17 protein-coding genes are annotated in these 22,214 nt (G+C 72.3%); 13 read left to right on the plus strand and 4 right to left on the minus strand.

Annotation, left to right across the window (positions count from 1 at the left end; translation table 11 throughout):
* Nucleotides 1-19 precede the first annotated feature (19 nt).
* Together ACZ7FF_RS25460 and ACZ7FF_RS25465 are read right to left on the minus strand one after the other, a co-directional pair.
* Nucleotides 20-1,687: a penicillin-binding transpeptidase domain-containing protein gene (locus ACZ7FF_RS25460; RefSeq protein ID WP_470814579.1), complete on the minus strand. Its 1,668-nt coding sequence runs from the start codon at nucleotides 1,685-1,687 to the stop codon at nucleotides 20-22.
* Between the two features lie 151 nt (nucleotides 1,688-1,838).
* Nucleotides 1,839-3,587, minus strand: coding sequence for a dolichyl-phosphate-mannose--protein mannosyltransferase (locus tag ACZ7FF_RS25465; protein WP_470814580.1), 1,749 nt, complete (start codon nucleotides 3,585-3,587; stop codon nucleotides 1,839-1,841).
* A gap of 105 nt (nucleotides 3,588-3,692) precedes the next feature.
* Between ACZ7FF_RS25465 and rsmI the strand changes: the two genes are divergently transcribed.
* The 10 genes from rsmI to ACZ7FF_RS25515 all read left to right on the plus strand — a co-directional run bounded on the left by rsmI (nucleotide 3,693) and on the right by ACZ7FF_RS25515 (nucleotide 16,647).
* Nucleotides 3,693-4,541: a 16S rRNA (cytidine(1402)-2'-O)-methyltransferase gene (rsmI, locus tag ACZ7FF_RS25470; RefSeq protein ID WP_470814581.1), complete on the plus strand. Its 849-nt coding sequence runs from the start codon at nucleotides 3,693-3,695 to the stop codon at nucleotides 4,539-4,541.
* A gap of 327 nt (nucleotides 4,542-4,868) precedes the next feature.
* The gene (locus ACZ7FF_RS25475; RefSeq protein WP_470814582.1) at nucleotides 4,869-5,300 is read left to right on the plus strand and encodes a hypothetical protein; all 432 of its coding nucleotides are present in this window, start codon (nucleotides 4,869-4,871) and stop codon (nucleotides 5,298-5,300) included.
* Between the two features lie 71 nt (nucleotides 5,301-5,371).
* Entirely contained in the window at nucleotides 5,372-6,274 is a 903-nt protein-coding gene (locus tag ACZ7FF_RS25480; RefSeq protein WP_470814583.1) for a TatD family hydrolase, read from the plus strand.
* A 152-nt stretch (nucleotides 6,275-6,426) separates the two neighbouring features.
* The gene (locus ACZ7FF_RS25485; protein WP_470814584.1) at nucleotides 6,427-7,887 is read left to right on the plus strand and encodes a ubiquitin-like domain-containing protein; all 1,461 of its coding nucleotides are present in this window, start codon (nucleotides 6,427-6,429) and stop codon (nucleotides 7,885-7,887) included.
* A 78-nt stretch (nucleotides 7,888-7,965) separates the two neighbouring features.
* Nucleotides 7,966-8,835 carry a 16S rRNA (adenine(1518)-N(6)/adenine(1519)-N(6))-dimethyltransferase RsmA gene (rsmA, locus tag ACZ7FF_RS25490; protein ID WP_470814585.1) on the plus strand — a complete coding sequence of 290 codons (870 nt, stop codon included), beginning with the start codon at nucleotides 7,966-7,968 and terminating at the stop codon, nucleotides 8,833-8,835.
* Between the two features lie 50 nt (nucleotides 8,836-8,885).
* The gene (locus ACZ7FF_RS25495) at nucleotides 8,886-9,815 is read left to right on the plus strand and encodes a 4-(cytidine 5'-diphospho)-2-C-methyl-D-erythritol kinase (protein ID WP_470814586.1); all 930 of its coding nucleotides are present in this window, start codon (nucleotides 8,886-8,888) and stop codon (nucleotides 9,813-9,815) included.
* 177 nt (nucleotides 9,816-9,992) lie between these two features.
* Entirely contained in the window at nucleotides 9,993-11,801 is a 1,809-nt protein-coding gene (locus ACZ7FF_RS25500) for an ABC-F family ATP-binding cassette domain-containing protein (protein WP_470814587.1), read from the plus strand.
* Nucleotides 11,802-12,038: 237 nt separating this feature from the next.
* Entirely contained in the window at nucleotides 12,039-13,832 is a 1,794-nt protein-coding gene (locus ACZ7FF_RS25505) for an outer membrane protein assembly factor BamB family protein (RefSeq protein WP_470814588.1), read from the plus strand.
* 63 nt (nucleotides 13,833-13,895) lie between these two features.
* Nucleotides 13,896-15,737, plus strand: a complete 1,842-nt coding sequence (locus ACZ7FF_RS25510; protein WP_470814589.1) for an outer membrane protein assembly factor BamB family protein — start codon at nucleotides 13,896-13,898, stop codon at nucleotides 15,735-15,737.
* A 226-nt stretch (nucleotides 15,738-15,963) separates the two neighbouring features.
* On the plus strand, nucleotides 15,964-16,647 hold the full coding sequence (locus ACZ7FF_RS25515) for a helix-turn-helix transcriptional regulator (protein WP_470814590.1): 684 nt from the start codon (nucleotides 15,964-15,966) through the stop codon (nucleotides 16,645-16,647).
* Between the two features lie 99 nt (nucleotides 16,648-16,746).
* On the opposite strand, the gene ACZ7FF_RS25520 is transcribed toward ACZ7FF_RS25515, so the two are convergent.
* Together ACZ7FF_RS25520 and ACZ7FF_RS25525 are read right to left on the minus strand one after the other, a co-directional pair.
* Nucleotides 16,747-17,082 carry a hypothetical protein gene (locus ACZ7FF_RS25520; RefSeq protein ID WP_470814591.1) on the minus strand — a complete coding sequence of 112 codons (336 nt, stop codon included), beginning with the start codon at nucleotides 17,080-17,082 and terminating at the stop codon, nucleotides 16,747-16,749.
* Between the two features lie 21 nt (nucleotides 17,083-17,103).
* Nucleotides 17,104-18,795, minus strand: coding sequence for a sodium:solute symporter family protein (locus tag ACZ7FF_RS25525; RefSeq protein ID WP_470814592.1), 1,692 nt, complete (start codon nucleotides 18,793-18,795; stop codon nucleotides 17,104-17,106).
* A gap of 187 nt (nucleotides 18,796-18,982) precedes the next feature.
* Here ACZ7FF_RS25525 and galT point away from each other — a divergent pair, with 187 nt between their 5' ends.
* The 3 genes from galT to galK are packed head-to-tail and all read left to right on the plus strand — an operon-like array spanning nucleotide 18,983 to nucleotide 22,181.
* Nucleotides 18,983-20,068: a galactose-1-phosphate uridylyltransferase gene (gene galT, locus ACZ7FF_RS25530; protein WP_470814725.1), complete on the plus strand. Its 1,086-nt coding sequence runs from the start codon at nucleotides 18,983-18,985 to the stop codon at nucleotides 20,066-20,068.
* Nucleotides 20,065-21,027: a UDP-glucose 4-epimerase GalE gene (gene galE / locus ACZ7FF_RS25535; protein WP_470814593.1), complete on the plus strand. Its 963-nt coding sequence runs from the start codon at nucleotides 20,065-20,067 to the stop codon at nucleotides 21,025-21,027. Before galT ends, galE begins: the two co-directional genes overlap by 4 nt.
* Nucleotides 21,027-22,181, plus strand: a complete 1,155-nt coding sequence (galK, locus tag ACZ7FF_RS25540; protein WP_470814594.1) for a galactokinase — start codon at nucleotides 21,027-21,029, stop codon at nucleotides 22,179-22,181. Before galE ends, galK begins: the two co-directional genes overlap by 1 nt.
* Nucleotides 22,182-22,214: the final 33 nt, after the last annotated feature.

The following is a 22,214-nucleotide window of genomic DNA, read 5'->3' on the forward strand; positions in this document are numbered from 1 at the left end:
CCGGCCGACGCCGGACGGCTCAGCCGCCCATCTTCAGCAGGGCCGCCACCATCGGCCCGGCCGTGTCGCCGCCGTGGCCGCCCGCCTGCACCACGCCCGCGGCGACCAGGTCGCCCCGGTAGGCGGTGAACCAGCCGTTGGGCTTCTTCTGCCCGTCGACCTCCGCCGAACCGGTCTTCGCGCCGTAGTCGGGACCCAGGCCCGCCATCGCCTTGGCCGCCGTGCCGTACGCCGCGGTGTACTGCATGACGTCCTTGAGCTGGGACTGCGTCTTCGAGGACATGGTGCGCGCGGCCTTCGCCAGGGTGCGGTGGTCCACCGACGGGGACACCAGGTACGGCTGGTGGAAGGAACCCGACTCCACCGTCGCCGCCACCGAGGCCATGTTCAGCGGGTTCATGCGCACCCCGCCCTGTCCGATCAGCGAGGCGCCCATCTGCGCGCCGCTCTGCACCGGGACGGAGCCGTCGAACGACGGGACGCCGATGGCCCAGTTGTCCATGCCGAGGCCGTAGACCTCCTGGGCCTCCTTCGTCAGGTCGCTGTCCGACAGCTTCGGCGCGAAGTCGATGAAGGCGTTGTTGCAGGAGGCCCCGAAGCTCTGCTTGAAGGTGCCCTTCTTGATCTCCGAGTCGGCGTCGTTGTGGAACGTCCAGCCGGCGAGCTTGTACGTCTTGGGGCAGGGGTGCGAGGCGTCCGGGGTGATCAGGTGCTTCTCGAACAGCATCGTGGACGTCACGATCTTCATCGTGGAGCCCGGGGCGAGGGAGCCCTGGAAGGCGGTGTTGAAGCCCGGCCCGTTGTTGGCGGCCGCGAGGATCTCGCCCGTGGAGGGCCGCACCACGACCACCGAGGAACGCGCCTGCTTGGCCACCTGCTGCTCGGCCGCCGCCTGGAGCGTGGGGTTCAGCGTCGTCCGCACGGTGCCCGCAGTGCCCTCGCTGAGCGCCACGAGCGTCTTGTCGGAGAGCTTCGCCTTCTGCGAGGCCTTGCCGCGCACCACGCGCAGCTCCACGCCCGCCTTGCCGCCCGCCGTCTTGCCGTACTTCTCCCGCAGCCCGTCCAGCACCACACCGAGCGACGGGTACTTCGCCGCCGTCAGCTCGCCGCCGTCGCGGTCCAGCGCCTTGATGGGCGGGGTGCCGGACTCGCCGGTGACGAGCGTGTCGCCGTCCTGGAGGTCCGGTTCGACCACCGAGGCGTGCCAGCCGACCACCGGCTTGCCGTCACCGGGCCGCCGCACCACGGTGAGCGCGCTGCCGTACGTGAGCGGCTTGCTCAGCCCCTTGTACGACACCGTCGCCCTGACGGAGAACGGCACCTTGGCGCCCGCCGCCGTGCCCGGGGTGAGCTTGACGTCCTTCAGGTGGGCGTCCTTGGTGTAGCCGGTGAGCAGGGGGCCGGCGGCCGACGGGTCGTCGGTCGCGGCCGCCGCCTCGGCGGCCCTGCCCTGCTGCCAGGCGGTCAGGAAGCGGGTGGCCACCGTGTGCACCTCGGCCGCGCTGGGCGGGCCGGTCGGGACGCGCTTGTGGTGGGTCGCGGCGGAGGCACCCTCGTCGGCGGACGCGCCGCCGTCGGTGAGCGCGTAGATCCCGAGTCCGGCGCCGCCGACGACCAGGGCGATCATCCCGCCGACCACGGCGGGACGCGTGTTGCGCCGCTCGGCGACGCGCCTTCTCTTGCCCACAGCCTCAGTTCCTCCGCGCCTTCCCAGGGTCCCCGCAGCCCTCACACTCCCCAACGACGGCAATCACCTTAAAGTCCTCACCTCGGAGGGTGACGCCGGGCGGCGATCCGTAGCACTCTTGCGACATTCGGCCCGCCCGCGCCACCCCGCCTCAGACCCAGGTGTCCAGCCACATCCGCGATCTCCACGAGTCGATCGGGATCGCGGTGCCCGTGTACAGCGGCCAGAAGTAGATGAAGTTCCAGGCGATCAGCAGGACCAGTACCCCGGCCGCGGAGGCGCCCACCACGCGGCGGGTGTCGCTGGAGCCCGGTGGGCCGACGATCGCGCCGATCATCATGGCCACCGCGAGACACAGGAACGGCAGGAAGACGACGGCGTAGAAGAGGAAGATCGTCCGCTCCTGGTACAGGAACCAGGGCAGATAGCCCGCGGCGATCCCGCAGGCGATGGCACCGGCCCGCCAGTCGCGGCGGAACGCCCAGCGCCACAGCACGTACAGGATCGCGAAGCAGGCCGCCCACCACAGCAGCGGGGTGCCGATCGCCAGCACCTCACGGGCGCACTTCTGGCCCGCGTCCGCCGGGCAGCCGTCGGCGCCCGGGTTCGGGGACTCGTAGAAGTACGACACCGGGCGGCCCAGCACGATCCAGCTCCACGGGTTGGACTGGTAGGTGTGCGGGGACGTGAGGCCGACGTGGAACTTGTACACCTCGTGCTCGTAGTGCCACAGGCTGCGCAGCCAGTCCGGCAGGAAGGTCCAGCTGCCGCCCCTGCCGTCGGTGGCCGCCCAGTTGCGGAAGTAGCCGCCGCTGCCGTCGGCCGGGGACAGGATCCAGCCGATCCAGGACAGCAGGTAGACGCCGATCGCCACCGGAACCGTCGCGAGGAACGTGATGCCGGTGTCGTACTTGAGCGCCGCGGCGTACGGGTGACGGGCGCCGGCCACCTTGCGCGCGCCGACGTCCCACAGCACCGCCATCACGCAGAACGCGACCAGGATGTACAGGCCGTTCCACTTCGTGCCGGTGGCGAGGCCCAGCATCAGCCCGGCCGCCCAGCGCCAGGGGCGCAGGCCGAACCGGAAGGTGTCCGCGACGTGCTCGTCCGGGCGGACCCGCCCGTCGGGACCCTCGGGCAGCGCGGCGGCCAGTCTCTCCCGCGACCGGTCCCGGTCGATGACCAGACAGCCGAACGCGGCCACCACGAAGAACATCAGCACGCCGTCGAGCAGCGAGGTCCGGCTCATCACGAAGTGCAGGCCGTCCACCGCCATCAGTGCGCCCGCCAGGCAGCCGAGGAACGTGGAGCGGAACATCCGGCGCCCGATCCGGCACAGCAGCAGCACGGACAGCGTCCCGAGCAGCGCGGTCATGAACCGCCAGCCGAACGGATCGAAGCCGAAGACCAGCTCGCCGAGCCCGATGACGTACTTCCCGACCGGCGGGTGCACGACGTACGCCGCATCCGGGGGGATCGCGAGGTGGCCGTGCGTCTGCAGGACCAGGTCGTTGGCGTTCTTGTCCCAGTTGACCTCGAACCCGCGGTGGACGAGCGCCCACGCGTCCTTGGCGTAGTAGGTCTCGTCGAATATCACCGCGCGCGGGCTGCCCAGGTTCCAGAACCGCATCAGGCCCGCCATCAGCGTCACCAGAAGCGGCCCGCCCCAGCCCGCCCAGCGGGTGATCCGCTCGGCCAGGAGGGGGGAAGCGCCGAACGCCTGCCACAGCCGGGGACTCGGCTGGGCATAGGGGGGCACCAGCCGGTCGCGTACGTCGCCCGCGGGCGCGTCCTTCGCCGGGGCGTACCCGAATCGGCGCAGCCGCTGCTGCCACGACGGCCGCCGGTCGTGCGGCGCCTGGCCCTGCCGGTGGTCCATGGAGGACGCGGTACTGGTCACCGCGCCATCGTAGGGAACCGTTCTGTGCGAGTCCCGTGCATGTGCGGTAAGGACGGGGATGCCGTCGTTTTCCCCCGGCTCCCGGGGCCCTGCGAGGATGGGCGTGTGACTGGAACCCTTGTCCTGGCAGGAACCCCCATCGGCGACATCGCGGACGCGCCGCCCCGGCTCGCCGAGGAGCTGGCGGGCGCCGACGTGATCGCGGCCGAGGACACCCGGCGGCTGCGCCGGCTCACCCAGGCGCTGGGCGTCACGCCCAGGGGCCGCGTGCTGTCGTACTTCGAGGGCAACGAGTCCGCCCGCACGCCCGAGCTGGTCGAGGAGCTGCTCGGCGGCGCGCGCGTGCTGCTCGTGACCGACGCGGGCATGCCCTCGGTCTCCGACCCCGGGTACCGGCTGGTCGCGGCCGCCGTCGAGAAGGACCTCCGGGTCACCGCGGTGCCCGGGCCGTCCGCCGTGCTCACCGCGCTGGCCCTGTCCGGGCTGCCGGTGGACCGGTTCTGCTTCGAGGGCTTCCTGCCCCGCAAGGCGGGGGAACGGCTGTCCCGGCTGCGGGAGGTCGCCGGGGAGCGGCGCACGCTGGTCTACTTCGAGGCGCCGCACCGGCTCGACGACACCCTCGCCGCCATGGCCGAGGCCTTCGGCGCGGACCGGCGGGCCGCGGTCTGCCGGGAGCTGACCAAGACGTACGAGGAGGTGCGGCGCGGCCCGCTGGCCGAGCTGGCCCGGTGGGCCGCCGAGGGCGTCCGCGGGGAGATCACCGTCGTGGTCGAGGGCGCCCCCGAGACCGGGCCCGAGGAACTCGACGCCGGGGAACTGGTCCGCCGGGTGCGGGTGCGCGAGGAGGCGGGCGAGCGCCGCAAGGAGGCCATCGCGGCCGTGGCGGTGGAGGCGGGGCTGCCCAAGCGGGTCGTCTTCGACGCCGTGGTCGCCGCGAAGCGCTCCGGGGACTGAGCGCGTCCCGCCCGTGCCACGCCTGGAAGGGCGGGTTCCGATCCGCCCCGCGGCCGATGCAAACACCCTCTGAGCAGGGGTGTTCTCGGGTGAGCGAACGCCCCATGGGTCGGCAAAGGGCTGTCGCCGTTGGCAAAGCCCGGCAGGGCCGAACGGGGGTGCTTTGGCAAGGAAGGCCCAAATCGCCTCCAACAGTCGACAGGCCGGATGCATTCGGGCCGGTGGGAGCGTCCACTGGTCAAAGGGACGCACCCGTCCCTCGCCCCAGGGGTTCCGGGGGGAACTCCCGCTGTCGGGGTGCTTGTCCAGCGGACAAGAGGAGCTGGCATGAGTGAGACCGCAGGGCAGACCGGCCTTCGGGGTACGGCCTCAGCCGTCGTTCACGAGTCGTATTCGTTCGCCTGCATGCGATGCGGGCACGGCTGGGAGCAGTCGTACGAGATAGAGCACCACACGGACGCCGAGGGGCACGAGTTCGTGCTGTACGTGGCCGACGGCCGGGTCGTGCCGTCGCCGCTGCGCCGGCCCGGCTGCCTGAACTGCGACGGCCACGTCGTGCGGATCATGCGCGCGGGGCAGGTCTCGTCGGTCCGCGGCGCGGCCGAGTCGCACCACCACAGCGCGCCCAAGGCCGGACCGGTCGAGGTGCCGCAGGTGCCGACCGCCGCCGGACCCGCCACCGAGCCTCCCGCGGCCGGTGAGCACCACCACTGGCACCTGTCCGATCTCCTCCACCCCTTCCATCGCAGGACGGGCTGAGCCCTTCCGGCGCGGGACCGGCCGAGTTCCGCGCGGACGTTCGAGGGCACCCCCTTCCGTAGGATCGGGGCATGCCTTCGAACGCCGGCCAGAGATCCAGGGGCGACAAGAACGCGGCACCGCCGCTGCCGGCACCCCTGCGGGTGCCCGTCGCCGACTCCCACACCCATCTCGACATGCAGTCCGGCACGGTCGAGGAGGGCCTCGCCAAGGCCGCGTCGGTGGGTGTCACGACGGTCGTCCAGGTCGGCTGCGACGTGGCCGGCTCGCGATGGGCCGCGCAGACCGCGGCGGCGCACGAGAACGTGCACGCCGCCGTCGCCCTCCACCCCAACGAGGCGCCGCGCATCGTCCACGGCGACCCCGACGGCTGGTCCCGGCAGGGCGCCCGGCAGCCGGGCGGCGACGCTGCCCTCGACGAGGCCCTCGCCGAGATCGACCGGCTCGCCGCCCTGCCCCACGTCAGGGGCGTCGGCGAGACCGGCCTCGACCACTTCCGCACCGGCCCCGGGGGCAAGGCCGCCCAGGAGCGCTCCTTCCGCGCCCACATCGAGATCGCCAAGCGGCACGGCAAGGCGCTCGTCATCCACGACCGCGACGCCCACGCCGACGTGCTGCGCGTACTGAAGGAGGAGGGCGCGCCCGAGCGGACCGTCTTCCACTGCTACTCCGGCGACGCCGAGATGGCCGAGATCTGCGCCCGCGACGGCTACTACATGTCCTTCGCCGGCAACGTCACCTTCAAGAACGCCCAGAACCTGCGCGACGCGCTCGCCGTCGCCCCGCTGGAACTGGTCCTCGTGGAGACCGACGCGCCCTTCCTGACGCCGGCGCCGTACCGCGGACGGCCCAACGCCCCGTATCTCGTTCCGGTCACGGTGCGCGCGATGGCCGCCGTGCGCGGCATCGACGAGGACGCGCTGGCGACGGCGCTGGGCGCGAACACGGCCCGCGCCTTCGACTACCGAGCGTAGAACGATCGTAACCGCCCGATCACGCTCGTACGGGCACGCCTCGGGCCCGGTCGCGACCGAGGGTAGTCGTGCCGCTTTGGAGAGTGACCGACCCTCCGCTAGGTTCTGGGGGCCCTGAACGGGACCCCTCTGGCCCACTGGAGCGTGTCGGCGTGAGCAACCCGCAGTTCGAGACCTACGCGGCGTACGGCCCGTATACTCCGCCGCCCGCCGCGTGGCCCGGCGCGCAGGACGCGGAGACGCTGGTGTACGGCCTGCACGACGCGGAGACGGTGGCGCACGGCCTGCACGACGCGGAGACGGTGGCGTACGGCGTACCGGCCGGCACCGGGTACGGCGACACCTACCGGCCCGCCTACGAGGCCCGGGCGCACGCCCCCTACGACGCCACGGCACACGCCCCGACCGAGCCGGTGCTCCCCCGCCAGGGCGGCGGTGCGCCCCGCGAACCGGTACGCGAGCAGGCCGCGCCGGGCGGGCGGACCGGCCGCCGGCGCCGGGCGCGCTCCGCCGATCGCCCGGAGTCCGCCGTGCGCCGCCTGCTGCCCCAGGCGCTGGTCGTGGCCTTCCTGGCGGGCGGCACCACCGCGTTCGTCGCCCAGGACAAGGCGGTCGAGCTGAACGTCGACGGCCGCCAGCGCACCCTGCACACCTTCGCCGACGACGTGAGCGAACTGCTCGCCGAGGAGGGCGTCCACGTGGGCGCCCACGACATGGTCGCGCCCGCCCCCGGCACCGCGCTCGCCGGCGGCGACGCGGTCGCGGTGCGCTACGGGCGCCCCGTGCGGCTCACGCTGGACGGCCGGCGGCGCGAGGTGTGGACGACGGCCCGCACGGTCGAAGGGGCGCTGGACGAGCTGGGCGTGCGCGCCGAGGGCGCCTACCTGTCCGCCTCACGCTCCCAGGCCATCGGCCGCACCGGGCTCGCGCTCGACGTGCGCACCGAACGCGCCGTCACGATCATGGCGGACGGCCGGACCCGCACGATCCGCACCAACGCCGCCACCGTCGGCGAGGCGGTCCAGGAGGCCGGCATCACCCTGCACGGCCAGGACACCACCTCCGTCCCGCTCGCCGGCTTCCCCCGCGACGGGCAGACGGTGACCGTGCTGCGGGTGACCGGCAGCCGGGAGGTCCACGACGAGCAGATCCCCTTCCTGGTCGAGCGGGCCGAGGACCCCACCCTGTTCAAGGGTGTCGAGGTCGTCGCGCGGCCCGGCCGGCCCGGACTGCGGCGGATCACCTACCTGCTGCGCACCGTCAACGGGGTCCGGGAGAAGCCGCGCCGTGAGGCGTCCGAGGTGGTGCGCGAGCCGCGCACGCAGCTGGTGAGGGTGGGCACCAAGCCGCTGCCGCCCTCCGTGCACGGCGCCGACCACCTGAACTGGCAGGCACTCGCCGCCTGCGAGTCGGGCGGCCGCGCCCACGCCGTGGACGCCTCCGGCACCTACGGCGGGCTCTACCAGTTCGACGCCCACACCTGGCACAGCCTCGGCGGCAGCGGGCGCCCGGAGAACGCGTCGGCGCAGGAGCAGACCTTCCGCGCCAAGAAGCTGTACACGCGCCGGGGATCCACCCCCTGGCCGCACTGCGGGGAGAGACTGCACGGCTGACCCGGCCGTGCGGCCGCCGTGGGGCGGACGGATCCCGCCCGGGGCCGGGCCGCCGGTCCGGCCCCGTACCCTTGTCCCGTGAGCAGCCCCACCCCCGACGCCCTCCTCGGCCCCGCCGACATCCGCGAGCTCGCGGCCGCGCTCGGTGTCCGCCCGACCAAGCAGCGCGGCCAGAACTTCGTGATCGACGCCAACACCGTCCGCCGCATCGTCCGCACCGCCGAGGTCCGGCCCGACGACGTGGTCGTCGAGGTCGGCCCCGGACTCGGCTCGCTCACCCTGGCGCTGCTGGAGGCCGCCGACCGGGTCACCGCCGTCGAGATCGACGACGTGCTGGCCGCCGCGCTGCCCGCGACCGTCGCCGCGCGCATGCCCGAGCGCGCCGACCGGTTCGCGCTGGTCCACTCCGACGCGATGCACGTCGCCGAGCTGCCCGGCCCCGCGCCGACCGCCCTGGTGGCGAACCTGCCCTACAACGTCGCCGTGCCGGTGCTGCTGCACATGCTGGAGACCTTCCCGAGCATCGAGCGGACGCTGGTCATGGTGCAGTCGGAGGTCGCCGACCGGCTCGCCGCGGCACCCGGCTCGAAGGTGTACGGCGTGCCGTCGGTGAAGGCCAACTGGTACGCCGAGGTGAAGCGGGCCGGCGCCATCGGCCGCAACGTCTTCTGGCCCGCGCCGAACGTCGACAGCGGACTGGTCTCCCTCGTGAAGCGCGCCGAGCCGATCAGGACGACGGCCTCCAGGAAGGCGGTCTTCGCGGTGGTCGACGCCGCCTTCGCGCAGCGCCGCAAGACCCTGCGGGCCGCGCTCGCCGGCTGGGCGGGCACCGCTGCCGCCGCCGAGAGCGCCCTGGTCGCCGCGGGGGTCTCGCCGCAGGCGCGCGGCGAGTCGCTGACCGTCGAGGAGTTCGCCCGCATCGCCGAGCACGGCCCGCACGCCGCCTGACCCCGAGCAGCACCGACACCGCCCGCACAGCCCAAGGAGCCCGGTCAGCAGTGAGCGTCACGGTCCGCGTCCCCGCCAAGGTCAACGTCCAGCTCGCGGTGGGCGCCGCCCGCCCCGACGGGTTCCACGACCTCGCCAACGTCTTCCTCGCCGTCGGCCTGTACGACGAGGTCACCGTCACCCCGGCCGACGAGCTGCGCGTCACCTGCGAGGGCCCGGACGCCGGCGAGGTCCCCCTGGACCGCACCAACCTCGCCGCGCGCGCCGCCCTCGCGCTCGCCGGGCGCCGGGGCGTCGAGCCGGCCGTTCACATCCACATCGCCAAGGACATCCCGGTCGCCGGCGGCATGGCGGGCGGCAGCGCGGACGGCGCGGGCGCGCTGCTCGCCTGCAACACCCTGTGGGGCGCCGGCGCCTCCCGCGCGGAGCTCCTCGCCATCTGCGCCGAACTGGGCAGCGACGTCCCCTTCAGCCTGGTCGGCGGCGCGGCCCTCGGCACCGGGCGCGGGGAGCGGCTGACCGCACTGGAGGTCGGCGGCACCTTCCACTGGGTGTTCGCGATGGCCGAGCGCGGACTGTCCACCCCGGCCGTCTTCCGCGAGTTCGACCGGCTCGCCGAGGGCCGTGACATCCCCGCTCCCGTGGCCTCCCCGGCCCTGCTGGACGCGCTCGCCGGGGGCGACCCGGACGCGCTCGCCGCCGCCGTGTCCAACGATCTCCAGCCCGCCGCGCTCTCCCTCTTCCCGGAGCTGGCCGACACGCTCGCCGCGGGCCGGGCGGCCGGCGCGCTGACCGCACTGGTCTCCGGTTCCGGTCCGACCACGGCGTTCCTCGTCCGCGACCCGGAGTCGGCGCGGGCGGTGGCCGAGGCCCTGCGCGCCTCCGGCACCTGCCGCACCGTACGCACGGCGACGGCACCCGCCCCGGGCGCCACCGTACTCACCGCGCCCCACGAGACGGCCGTCCACGCCGACGCGTGACGGTCACCCGCCCGCAAGGGAACCCCGCGGGGCCCGCCGGGGGCGCACGCCCGGCACGGGGCGGCGGGGCGTGGCCAGGACGCGGGTGCCCGGTGCCGGCGTCGGGTCAAGCGCGTGAGGGGGCGGCCGCGGCGCGCATTAGGCTGGGAGGCTGACCGTCCCCGTGGCAGGAGTGAAATGGCCGTCAACCTGGTCAATGTCGAGAACGTCAGCAAGGTGTACGGCACCCGTGCCCTGCTGGACGGCGTCTCGCTCGGCGTGCAGGAAGGGGACCGGATCGGGGTCGTGGGCCGCAACGGCGACGGCAAGACCACCTTGATCCGGATGCTCGCCAAGCTGGAGGAGGCCGACACCGGCCGGGTCACGCACTCCGGCGGACTGCGGCTCGGCGTGCTCACCCAGCACGACTCCCTCGACCCCGCCGCCACCGTCCGCCATGAGGTCATCGGCGACATGGCCGACCACGAGTGGGCCGGCAACGCCAAGGTCAGGGACGTGCTGACCGGACTCTTCGGCGGCCTCGACCTGCCGGGCTTCCCCAAGGGCCTGGACACCGTCATCGGCCCGCTGTCCGGTGGCGAGCGGCGCCGCATCGCGCTGGCCAAGCTGCTCATCGAGGAACAGGACCTGCTGATCCTCGACGAGCCCACCAACCACCTCGACGTCGAGGGCATCTCCTGGCTCGCCACGCACCTGCGGAACCGGCGCTCGGCGCTGGTCTGCGTGACGCACGACCGGTGGTTCCTCGACCAGGTCTGCACCCGCATGTGGGACGTGCAGCGCGGCGACGTGTACGAGTACGAGGGCGGCTACTCCGACTACGTCTTCGCGCGCGCCGAGCGCGAGCGCATCGCCGCCACCGAGGAGGTCAAGCGGCAGAACCTGATCCGCAAGGAGCTGGCCTGGCTGCGCCGCGGGGCGCCCGCGCGCACCTCCAAGCCGCGTTTCCGCGTCGAGGCCGCCAACGAGCTGATCGCCGACGTGCCGCCGCCCCGGGACAGCGGCGAACTCATGAAGTTCGCCTCCTCCCGGCTCGGCAGGACCGTCTTCGACCTCGAGGACGTCACCGTGCAGGCGGGCCCCAAGGTGCTGCTCAAGCACGTCACCTGGCAGCTCGGCCCCGGCGACCGGATCGGCCTCGTCGGCGTCAACGGCGCCGGCAAGACCTCCCTGCTGCGGGCGATGACCGAGGCCGCGCGCACCGAGGGCGAGGCCCAGCCGGCGGGCGGCCGTGTCGCCGTCGGCAGGACGGTCAAGCTCGCCTACCTCTCCCAGGAGGTCGCCGAACTCGACCCCACCTGGCGGGTCCTGGAGGCCGTGCAGCGCGTACGCGAGCGCGTCGACCTCGGCAAGGGCCGCGAGATGACCGCCGGGCAGCTGTGCGAGACGTTCGGCTTCGGCAAGGAGAAGCAGTGGACACCGGTCGGGGACCTCTCCGGTGGTGAGCGCCGCCGCCTCCAGCTGCTGCGCCTGCTCATGGACGAGCCCAACGTCCTCTTCCTGGACGAGCCCACCAACGACCTCGACATCGAGACCCTCACCCAGCTCGAGGACGTCCTCGACGGCTGGCCCGGCTCGATGATCGTCATCTCCCACGACCGGTTCTTCGTCGAGCGCACCACTGACAAGGTCTTCGCCCTCCTCGGCGACGGCGCCCTGCGGATGCTGCCGCGCGGCATCGACGAGTATCTGGAGCGGCGCCGGCGCATGGAGGAGGCGGTCGCCACGCAGGCCGCCGCCGCGGCGCCCAAGCCGGCCACGACCGAGCGCAGCGCCGCCGACCAGCGCGCCGCCAAGAAGGAACTCCAGAAGATCGAGCGGCAGTTGGACAAGGTCTCCGAGAAGGAGACCCGGCTGCACGCCCAGATCGCCGAGCACGCCACCGACTTCGGGAAGGTCGCCGAACTGGACGCCCAGCTGCGGGAACTCGCCGGGGAGCGCGAGGAACTGGAGATGCGCTGGCTGGAACTGGCCGAGGACGCCTGACCCTTCCCCCCCGTCCCGCGCAGGGGGCGCGTGCGGCGCGTGAAGGGGGCGTGAAGGCGCATAACAACGGCATCACGGGCCGGTCCTCCCTTGGGAACAGGGGAGGGCGCGGCCCCCTGTGCTGTCTGCGCCGGGTGATAGAAAGGGCCGTCTGAGAACAGAATGAATACGACCTTGGGTCCGTGAACGAACCTCAGGGCGTGGCTAAAAATCAGTGAACGAGGGGGAAGAGCGCTGATGACTCAGCCGCCCGGCCAGCCGCCGCACGGTGGTTTCGGAGCACCGCAGGAACAACCGCCGGGGGGTGGGGGGTTCGGCGCGCCGCCCCCGCCACCCGCCCAGCCGCCCACCGCTCCCGCGACCCCGCCGGCGCCTCCGGTTCCGCCCGGGCAGCCGCCGCAGCCCGGATACGGCCCCCCGCGGCAGCCCGGTCCGTACGGCGCCCCCGGCCCCTACGCCGCGCCCGGCACCCCCGGCCCGTACGGCTACCCCCAGCAGGCGTCGCAGCCCGGCCCGTACGGACAGCCGGCGCCCGGTTACGGCTATCCGCAGCAGCCGCCGTACCCGGGTGCGCCCGGCGCCGCGCCCGGCGGGCCCTTCCCGGGGCAGGGCGGCGGCAGGAAGAAGACGGCGCTGATCATCGGTGCCGCGGTGGCCGCGCTGCTCGTCATCGGCGGCACCGTCTACGCGGTCACCAGCGGCGGCGGCGACGGCGGGAAGAAGAAGCCGGTCGCCGCGCAGAGCGGCGACGACAAGCAGTCCGCGTCCGGCTCGCCGTCCGCCTCCACCGGCGGCGGTGACGACCCGGAGGACCTCAACAAGGGCCGGGCGGCCGGCGAGGCGAAGGTGCTCTGGTACAAGTCGGCGCCGGACGCCCCGGGTTCGGGCGCCGACGCGCCCGGCATGTGGGTCGCCGGGAACACGGTGGTGAAGGCGGCGTACAAGCAGGTCTTCGCCTACGGCGCCGGCGACGGCAGTTCCCCCTGGGGGCCGATCACCTTCCCGCAGAAGATCTGCTCGGTCACCCCGCAGCCGTCGGACGACGGCAAGGTCGTCGTGGCGTACATGAGCGGTGTCAGCGACAACGCCAAGTGCAACCAGATCCAGCAGCTCGACCTCAGGACCGGCAAGAAGGGCTGGAGCGGACAGGTCGCCGACGGCGGGCTGTTCGACAGCGCGCTCAACGTCGAACTGACCGTGAGCGGCAAGACCCTGATGGTGGGCCGCTCGGAGTCGGGCACGGCGTACGACATCGACAGCGGCAAGAAGCTGTACGACAAGAAGAGGTACGGCGCGGCCTGCTTCCCGGCCGCGTACGCGGGCGGCGACGGCCGGCTGGTCCAGGTGGCCTCCTGCGGGGCCGGCGGCAGCACCGAGCACGACGAGATCCAGGAGCTCGACCCGGCCACCGGCAAGGTGAAGTGGACCCAGCCGGTCAAGAAGGGCTGGCAGGTCAGCCGGGTGTACTCGCTCCACCCGCTCGTGGTCTACCTGACCAACCAGGACAAGAAGGCCTGGAACATCTCCACGTTCGGCGACGACGGCAAGTTCCGCTCCGAGGTCAAGGTCAACGAGAAGTTCGCCCCCCGCTGCGGCTGGGCGATCCTCGAACGCGACCTCCAGGGCTGCCAGGGCGTGGCGGCCGACGCCAGTTACCTCTACCTGCCCACGGACACCACCGGCAGCGCCAACGAGATCGTGGCGATCAGCCTCGCCGACGGCAAGGCGAAGTGGCGGGTCAAGTCCCCGGCCGCCGAGCCGATGTCCCCGGTGAAGATCGAGAACGGCAAGCTCGTCGCGTACGTGCAGCCCTCGTACGACGCGGGCGGCCAGGTCGTGTCGATCCCGACCGCCGGGTCCTCCCACACGACCACGAAACTGCTGCAGAACCCGAAGGGCACCGCCGAGATCGAGGACACCTTCTACGACGGTGTCGTCGACTGGTCCGACGGGCGGTTCTTCATCTCCTCCGGCCGGCTGTCCGGCAACGACCAGTCCAAGGAGAAGCTGATCATGGCCTTCGGCAACTGAGCCCGGCCCTCACCCCGTTCCGTCCGCCGTCCGGCCTTCGAGCTTCACCGAGGTACCCGAGCCATGACCCAGCCGCCCCCACCCCCGCCGAACCAGCCCCCGCAGCAGGGCGGCTTCGGCCCGCCGAGCCCGCAGGGCGCACCGCAGGACCAGCCGCCCGCGCCCCCGGCGACCCCGCCCGTGCCGCAGGCGACCCCGCCCGCACCGCCTGCCCCGCCCGCGCAGCCGCAACCGCAGCCGCCCCAGCCCGGCTACGGCTACCCGCAGGCGGCCCCGGCCCCGGCCCCGCAGCCGCCGGCGCCCGGGTACGGCTACCCGGGCGCCCAGCAGCCCCCGGCGTACGGGCAGCAGCCCCCCGCCTACGGCGCGCCGAACCCGTACGCGCAGCCCACCCAGCCCATGCAGCCGGGCTACGGCTACCCGGGCCAGCCGCCCACGGTGCCGATGCAGCCGCAGCCGGGGCAGGGCGGCGGGCGGAACAACACCGCGCTGTTCATCGTCGTCGCGGCGGTCGTGGTCATCGCGCTGATCGTCGGCGGTGGCATCTGGTACGCCAAGTCCTCCGGCGGTGACGGCGGCAAGCACGACACCGCCTCCTCCAACGGCGGCACGGGCGGCCAGAACGGCAAGGGCTCCGGCGGCACGTCCGGCGGCGGAGGCAAGGAGAAGGCGCCGGCCGACCCCTCGGGCAGGCTCCTCTTCCACGTTCCGATGCCCACCGCCGACGACACGGTCAGCACCTCGGGTTCCTGGCTGACCGGCAAGGTGTACGCCAAGAGCGGGGTCTCCGAGGTCGTCGGCTACGACCCGGCCAAGGGCACCAAGCTGTGGACGATCAAGCTGCCCGGCCCGGTGTGCGCGGCCAGCCGGCACGTCACCGCGGACGACAGGACCGCGATCACGTACCAGCCCAAGGCGGACACGAAGAACTCCATCGCGGGCTGCAGCCAGATCGCCGCGATCGACCTCGACACGGGCAAGAAGCTGTGGACGAAGACGGTCAAGTCCGGCGACTACCCGGTCAACTACCAGAACGTGACGGTCGCTCAGCGAACCGTCGCGGTCGGTGACACCCAGGGCGGTGCCGCGTTCGACATCGACTCCGGCAAGGCGCTGTGGCTGCCGAAGCCGGGCGACGACTGCTACGACGCGGGCTACGGCGGCGGCTCGAAGCTGGTCGCGGTGCGCAACTGCGGGGGCTCCGACAACGGGCGGCTGCTGATCCAGACTCTCGACCCGAAGACCGGGAAGGTCATCTCCGAGTACAAGATGGACCCGGGCATCGAGTACGCCTCCGTCGTCTCCACCGACCCGCTGGTGGTGGCCGCCGACGTCGGTGACGACAGCAACGGCCTGGACTACTTCTCCATCGACGGCGGGACCGGCAAGCTCCTCGCCCACATCTCCGCGCCGAGCGACACCTACGGCGGCAAGTGCGAGGGCATCACCCGCATCGAGGACTGCCACGAGGTCGTCGCCGGGAACAACAGGCTGTACCTGCCGACCGCGGAGCACGACGGCAACGGCGACTTCGGCAGGACCAACGAGATCGTCGCCTTCGACCTCACCACCGGCAAGCAGACCGGCCAGCGCGCCGAGGCCGGGGACGGCTACACGCTCTCCCCGCTGCGCATGGACGGTGCCAACCTGCTCGCCTACAAGACGCCGCCGTACAACAAGGGCGGCCAGATCGTCAGCATCGACGGCGGCTCCTTCAAGCAGGCCAAGCTGCTGGAGAACCCCTCCACGCAGAGCGTGCGGCAGGCGGAGACCACCATGCTGCCGGACTTCGCGGAGATCCTCTTCGGCGACGGCCGCCTCTACATGTCGGAGGTCTTCGCCCAGAAGAAGGGCTCGACGTCGCTGAGCAAGGACCTGGTGCTGGCGTTCGGCACGGGCGGCTGACCGGCCGCGGGGGCCGTCGCCCGTCTCGCCCGAATGGGTGACTTACCGAGAAGTGCCCCGGATTTCATCGATCCGGGGCACTTCTCATGAATAGGGGCAGCGCGACGTCGAACAAGCGTGTAGCTTCCGGGGGCATGAAGGGCGAGGTGCCGGGGGGCCCTCTGTCCTTCGGAACCGGTGGGCGTCCATAGTGGGGCATCCATGGGGGGGACTGGGGGGTTGCTCTATGGGAGTGCGGCTCATGGTCGTCGACGACCATCGCCTGCTCGCGGAGGCGCTGGCGTCCGCGTTGAAGCTGCGCGGGCACCGGGTGCTCGCGGCGGCGGCGCCGGCCGCGGGCGCTGCGGATCTGGTGATCGCGCGGGCGCCGGAGGTGTGCCTGCTGGGCACGTCGGCGCCGGCCGAGCCGGGGGCCTTCGACCCGGTGGTGAAGATCAAGCGGGAGCGGCCGCAGGTGGCGGTGCTCGTGCTGGGCCCGGTGCCGTCCCCACGCGGGATCGCGGCGGCCTTCGCCTCCGGCGCGTCGGGGTATGTGCGCCACGACGAGCGGATCGAGGGTGTCGAGCGGGCGATCATGAAGGCGCGGGCCGGGGAGGCGGCGGTGGCTCCGCAGCTGCTGCAGGGGGCCTTCGGCGAGCTGCTCAATCCTGCCGCGCAGCCGGACGACGAGGCGCAGCGGCTGCTCCAGGTGCTGACGCCGCGTGAGGTGGAGGTGCTGGTCAGGGTGGCCGAAGGCGAGGACACCCGGCTGATCGCGGCGGGGATGGGGATCGCGCCGAGCACCGCGCGCACGCATGTGCAGCGGGTGCTGATGAAGCTGGGCGTGGGCTCCCGCCTGGAGGCGGCGGCGCTGGCCGCGCGGACGGGCCTGCTGGACCGGGCGGGCCCGTTGGGCACCGGTCGGGAGTAGGCGCCCGAAAGCGCGCGGTGAGCCGGGCGACCTGCCACGGTGGACCGGCGGCCGGGGGACGGTCCGCGCCCGTGCGGCGCGCCCGTCCCCCGCCGGCGCTCACTCCTCGGGTGAACCCTCCTCGGGCAGCGGCCGGGGCGCCGTGGGCCGCAGCTTCAGCCAGGCCAGGAAGAAGATGCCCAGCAGGAGCATGCCGATCCCGGTCCAGAGGTTGATGTTGACGCCCTGGGCCTTGTCGATCGCGGCCTGGGAGTCGGTGATGCCCGTGATCGTGACGATGACGCCGTAGAGCACGAAGAGGCCGCCGATGATGCGGCGCAGGTCGAAGATGCGGGCCGCGGTCGCGGACCGGGACTCCAGCTCGGTGACCTCCCGTGCGACGGAGTCCTCGGTGAAGTGGTCGCCGCGGCGGGGGTGTTCGGAGTTCTCGGACATGGTTTCCTCGATCCTCCCGCGTCAGAACGAGAACGGGATGTAGCAGACGGCGGCCAGGGCGACCGCGCCCCAGCCCAGCAGCGCGGGCCGGCGGTACCAGGCGTCGTCGCCGGGGGCGGGCGCCTCGGTCATGCCGGGGGAGCGGGTGCCGTAGACCAGGCCCTGCAGTTCCCCGGCCGGCTTCGGCTTCGTGAACAGGGACACCAGGAACATCACGACCGCGCCGGCGACGAAGCCGGCGATCGCGGAGACGAAGTTGGCGCCCTGGTCGGAGGGGATGGAGATGATCCCCTTCTTGTAGAACACGAAGTAGTTGACCATCGCGGTGACGGTGCCCGCGAGCAGGCCCCAGAAGCCGGACTTGGCGGACGCCCGCTTCCAGAACATGCCGACGATGAAGACGACGAACATCGGCACGTTGAAGAAGGAGAACAGCGTCTGCAGGTAGGACATGATGTTCGAGAACGAGGACGCCAGGAACGCCGTGCCCACGGACGCGAAGACGCCGATCACGGTGATCCACCGGCCGAAGCGGACGTAGTAGGCGTCCTCCCGCCCGCGCACCACGTACTTCGCCCAGATGTCGTTGGTGAACACGGTGTTGAAGGACGACACGTTGGCCGCCATGCCGGCCATGAAGGCGGCGAGCAGACCGGTGACCGCGATGCCGAGGACGCCGTTGGGCAGCAGCTCCTGCATCAGGTAGGGGATGGCGTCGTTGTACTGGTAGCCGGAGCCGGCGGCGCCGAAGTGCGGGACGAGCGCGGCGGCGACCAGTCCCGGGATCATCACCAGGAAGACGATGAAGATCTTCGGGTAGGCGGCGATCAGCGGGGTCCGCTGCCCGGCGGAGAGGTTCTTCGCGGACAGGGCGCGCTGCACCTCGGCGAAGTTGGTGGTCCAGTAGCCGAAGGACAGCACGAAGCCGAGGCCGAGGACGATGGTCAGCCAGTTGGCGCCGAGCGGGTTGGTGCTGCCGATGCCGGTGCCGCCCCAGGCGGTGGTGAAGTTGTGGCCGTGGGAGGCCGTGAGCTTGTCGGTCAGGCCGTTCCAGCCGCCGACCTTCTTCAGGCCGAGGACGGTGATCGGGATGAGCGCGGCCAGGATCACGAAGAACTGGAGCACCTCGTTGTAGATCGCCGAGGACAGACCGCCCAGGGTGATGTACGCCAGCACGAAGGCGCCGGCGACCACGATGGCGACCCACTGCGGCCAGCCGAGCAGGGCCTCGACGACGATCGCGAGGGCGTAGAGGTTGACGCCGGCGATCAGGATGGCCGCGAACGCGAACAGGATCGAACTGAGCAGGTGGGCGGCCCGGTCGAAGCGCAGCAGCAGGAACTCGGGGACCGAGCGGACCTTGCTGCCGTAGTAGAAGGGCATCATCACCAGGCCGAGGAACACCATGGCGGGGATGGCGCCGATCCAGTACCAGTGGACGGTGTAGGCGCCGTACTGGGCGCTGTTGGCGGCCATGCCGAGGATCTCGGTGGCCGCCAGGTTCGCCGAGATGAAGGCGAGGCCGGTGATCCAGGCGGGCAGCGAGCGTCCTGACAGGAAGAAGTCCAGGCTGGTCTTCACCGAGCGGCGGGCCGCCAGACCGATGCCCAGCACGACGACGAAGTAGATCGCCAGGATCGTGTAGTCCAGCCAGTTGGTGGGGAGCCGTAGCCCCGCTGCCAGATACGTGTGCGCGTATGTGGGGGTTTGCATGAGGAACTCGCTTCGTTGCGCGAACTTATCTCAGCGGAACCTACGCCCCGGCGTTCAGATATTGAACACTTGTGTTGGTGTTCTTTGTTTGATTGTGATGATCCTGGTGTTGTCGGGTTGTGGTTTGTTATGTTTGATTGTGTTGAGTGAGCGGCACAACCCCCAGGGGCTGACCAAGGAGTCCGGCGTGAAGAAGACCTCGACCCGGCTGGCCGACGGTCGTGAGCTGATCTACTACGACCTTCGGGACGACACCGTGCGCGACGCGCTCGACCGCCGCCCGCTGGACCGTACGGTCACCACGTCCGAGATCCGCCGCGACCCGCTGCTCGGCGACAGCGTGGCCGTCGCCTCGCACCGGCAGGGCCGCACCTACCACCCGCCGGCCGACGAGTGCCCGCTGTGCCCGACGCGCGGCGACCGGCTCAGCGAGATCCCGGACTCCTCGTACGACGTCGTCGTCTTCGAGAACCGGTTCCCCTCGCTCGCCGGCGACTCCGGGCGCTGCGAGGTCGTCTGCTTCACCTCCGACCACGACGCCTCCTTCGCGGACCTCACCGAGGAGCAGGCGCGCCTGGTGCTCGACGCGTGGACGGACCGCACCTCGGAGCTGTCGCACCTGCCCGCCGTCGAGCAGGTGTTCTGTTTCGAGAACCGGGGCGAGGAGATCGGCGTCACCCTCGGCCATCCGCACGGCCAGATCTACGCCTACCCCTTCACCACGCCACGCACCTCGCTGATGCTCCGCTCGCTCGCCGCCCACAAGGAGGCCACCGGCGGGGAGAACCTGTTCGACGCCGTCCTGGAGCGGGAACTGGCCGGCGAGCGGGTCGTCCTCGAAGGTGAGCACTGGGTGGCCTTCGTGCCGTACGCGGCGCACTGGCCGTACGAGGTCCACCTGTACCCCCGGCGCCGCGTGCCGGATCTGCTCGCGCTCGACGAGGCGGCACGCACAGAATTCCCCCAGGTCTATCTGGAACTCTTGAGGCGCTTCGACAGGATCTTCGGGGGGCAGGGCGGAGGGGAGGGCGCCATGGGTGACCCCCCGACGCCCTACGTCGCGGGCTGGCACCAGGCCCCGTTCGGCGCACCGGCGGAGCTCGACGGCGTGACGCGGGACGACTTCGCGCTCCACCTCGAGCTTTTCACCATCCGCCGCACTTCCGGCAAGCTGAAGTTTCTCGCCGGTTCCGAGTCCGGCATGAACGTGTTCATCAACGACGTGCCGCCGGAGCGCGCGGCCGAGCGACTGCGAGAGGTAGCGAGTTCATGAAGTACCTGGTGACGGGTGGCGCGGGTTACGTCGGCAGTGTCGTCTCCCAGCACCTGCTGGAAGCCGGCCACGAGGTCACCGTCCTCGACAACCTCTCCACCGGCTTCCGCGCGGGGGTCCCGGCCGGCGCGGCCTTCGTCGAGGGCGACATCCGCGACGCGGCCAAGTGGCTCGACCCCTCCTACGACGGCGTCCTGCACTTCGCCGCGTCCTCGCAGGTCGGCGAGTCGGTGGTGAAGCCCGAGAAGTACTGGGACAACAACGTCGCCGGCAGCATGGCCCTGCTCGGCGCCATGCGCGACGCGGGCGTGCGCAGGCTCGTCTTCTCCTCCACGGCGGCGACCTACGGCGAGCCGGAGCAGGTCCCGATCGCCGAGACCGCCCCGACGAGGCCGACCAACCCCTACGGCGCCTCCAAGCTGGCCGTCGACCACATGATCACCAGCGAGGCGAACGCCCACGGCCTCGCGGCGGTCTCCCTGCGCTACTTCAACGTGGCGGGCGCCTACGGCACGTACGGCGAGCGCCACGACCCCGAGTCGCACCTGATCCCGCTGGTCCTCCAGGTCGCCCAGGGCCGCCGCGACGCGATCTCCGTCTACGGCGACGACTACCCGACCCCCGACGGCACCTGCGTGCGCGACTACATCCACGTGGCCGACCTCGCCGAGGCCCATCTGCTGGCCGTCGGGGCCGCCCGCCCCGCCGAGCACCTGATCTGCAACCTCGGCAACGGCAACGGCTTCTCGGTGCGCCAGGTCATCGAGACCGTCCGCGAGGTCACCGGCCACCCGATCCCCGAGGTGGTCGCCCCACGCCGGGGCGGCGACCCCGCGGTCCTGGTCGCCTCGGCGGACACCGCCCGCGAGAAGCTGGGCTGGAACCCGACCCGCGCGGACCTCGCGGGGATCGTCGCGGACGCGTGGGAGTTCGCACGGCACGTCACGAAGGAGCGGTAGTGGGGGCACAGCAGGTCGCGGAGCGCTTCACCGAGCTGTACGGAGCGCGGCCGCAGGGAGTGTGGGCGGCGCCGGGCAGGGTCAACCTGATCGGCGAGCACACCGACTACAACGACGGCTTCGTCATGCCGTTCGCGCTGCCGCACCAGACGGTCGCGGCCGTCTCCCGGCGGGACGACGGGCTCCTGCGCCTGCACTCGGCGGACGCCGGGGGCGGGGTCGTGGAGCTGTCCCTGGACGCGCTCGCCCCCCAGAGCGACCGGGAGTGGACGGCGTACCCGGCGGGCGTGGTCTGGGCGCTGCGCGAGGCGGGCCACGAGATCACCGGCGCGGACGTCCATCTGTCCTCGACCGTCCCGACCGGTGCGGGCCTGTCCTCCTCCGCGGCCCTGGAGGTCGTGATCTCGCTCGCGCTGAACGACCTGTACGGCCTCGGCCTGCAGCGCTGGAAGCTGGCCCGGCTGTGCCAGCGCGCCGAGAACGTCTACGTCGGCGCGCCGACCGGCATCATGGACCAGACGGCGTCCGCGTGCTGCGAGCAGGGCCACGCCCTCTTCCTCGACACCCGCGACCTCTCCCAGCGGCAGATCCCCTTCGACCTCGCGGCGGAGGGCCTGCGCCTGCTGGTGGTGGACACGCAGGTCAAGCACGCCCACAGCGGCGGCGAGTACGGCAAGCGGCGGGCCGGCTGCGAGAAGGGCGCGGCCCTGCTGGGCGTCGACGCCCTGCGCGACGTCCCGTACGGCGAACTCGACGCGGCCCTCGCCCGGCTCGGCGACGAGGAGGAGCTCCGCCGCCTGGTGCGGCACGTCGTCACCGAGGACCAGCGGGTGGAGCGGGTGGTGGAGCTGCTGCGCGACGGTGAGATCCGCGCCATCGGCCCGGTGCTGACCGAGGGGCACGCCTCCCTGCGCGACGACTTCCGCATCTCCTGCGCCGAACTGGACCTGGTCGTCGACACCGCCCTGGCGGCCGGCGCCCTCGGCGCCCGGATGACCGGCGGCGGCTTCGGCGGCTCGGCCGTCGTCCTGGCGGAGGCGACGGACGTCGACACCCTCACCAAGGCGGTCCAGGAGGCCTTCGCCGCGGCCGGCCACACGCCCCCGCGGGTCTTCGAGGCGGTGCCCTCCCCGGGCGCCCGCCGGGTGGTCTGAGCCCCTCCGGCAGTCTCCCCGGCCCCGCACGCC

Source organism: Streptomyces sp. NPDC037126 (assembly GCF_055605965.1).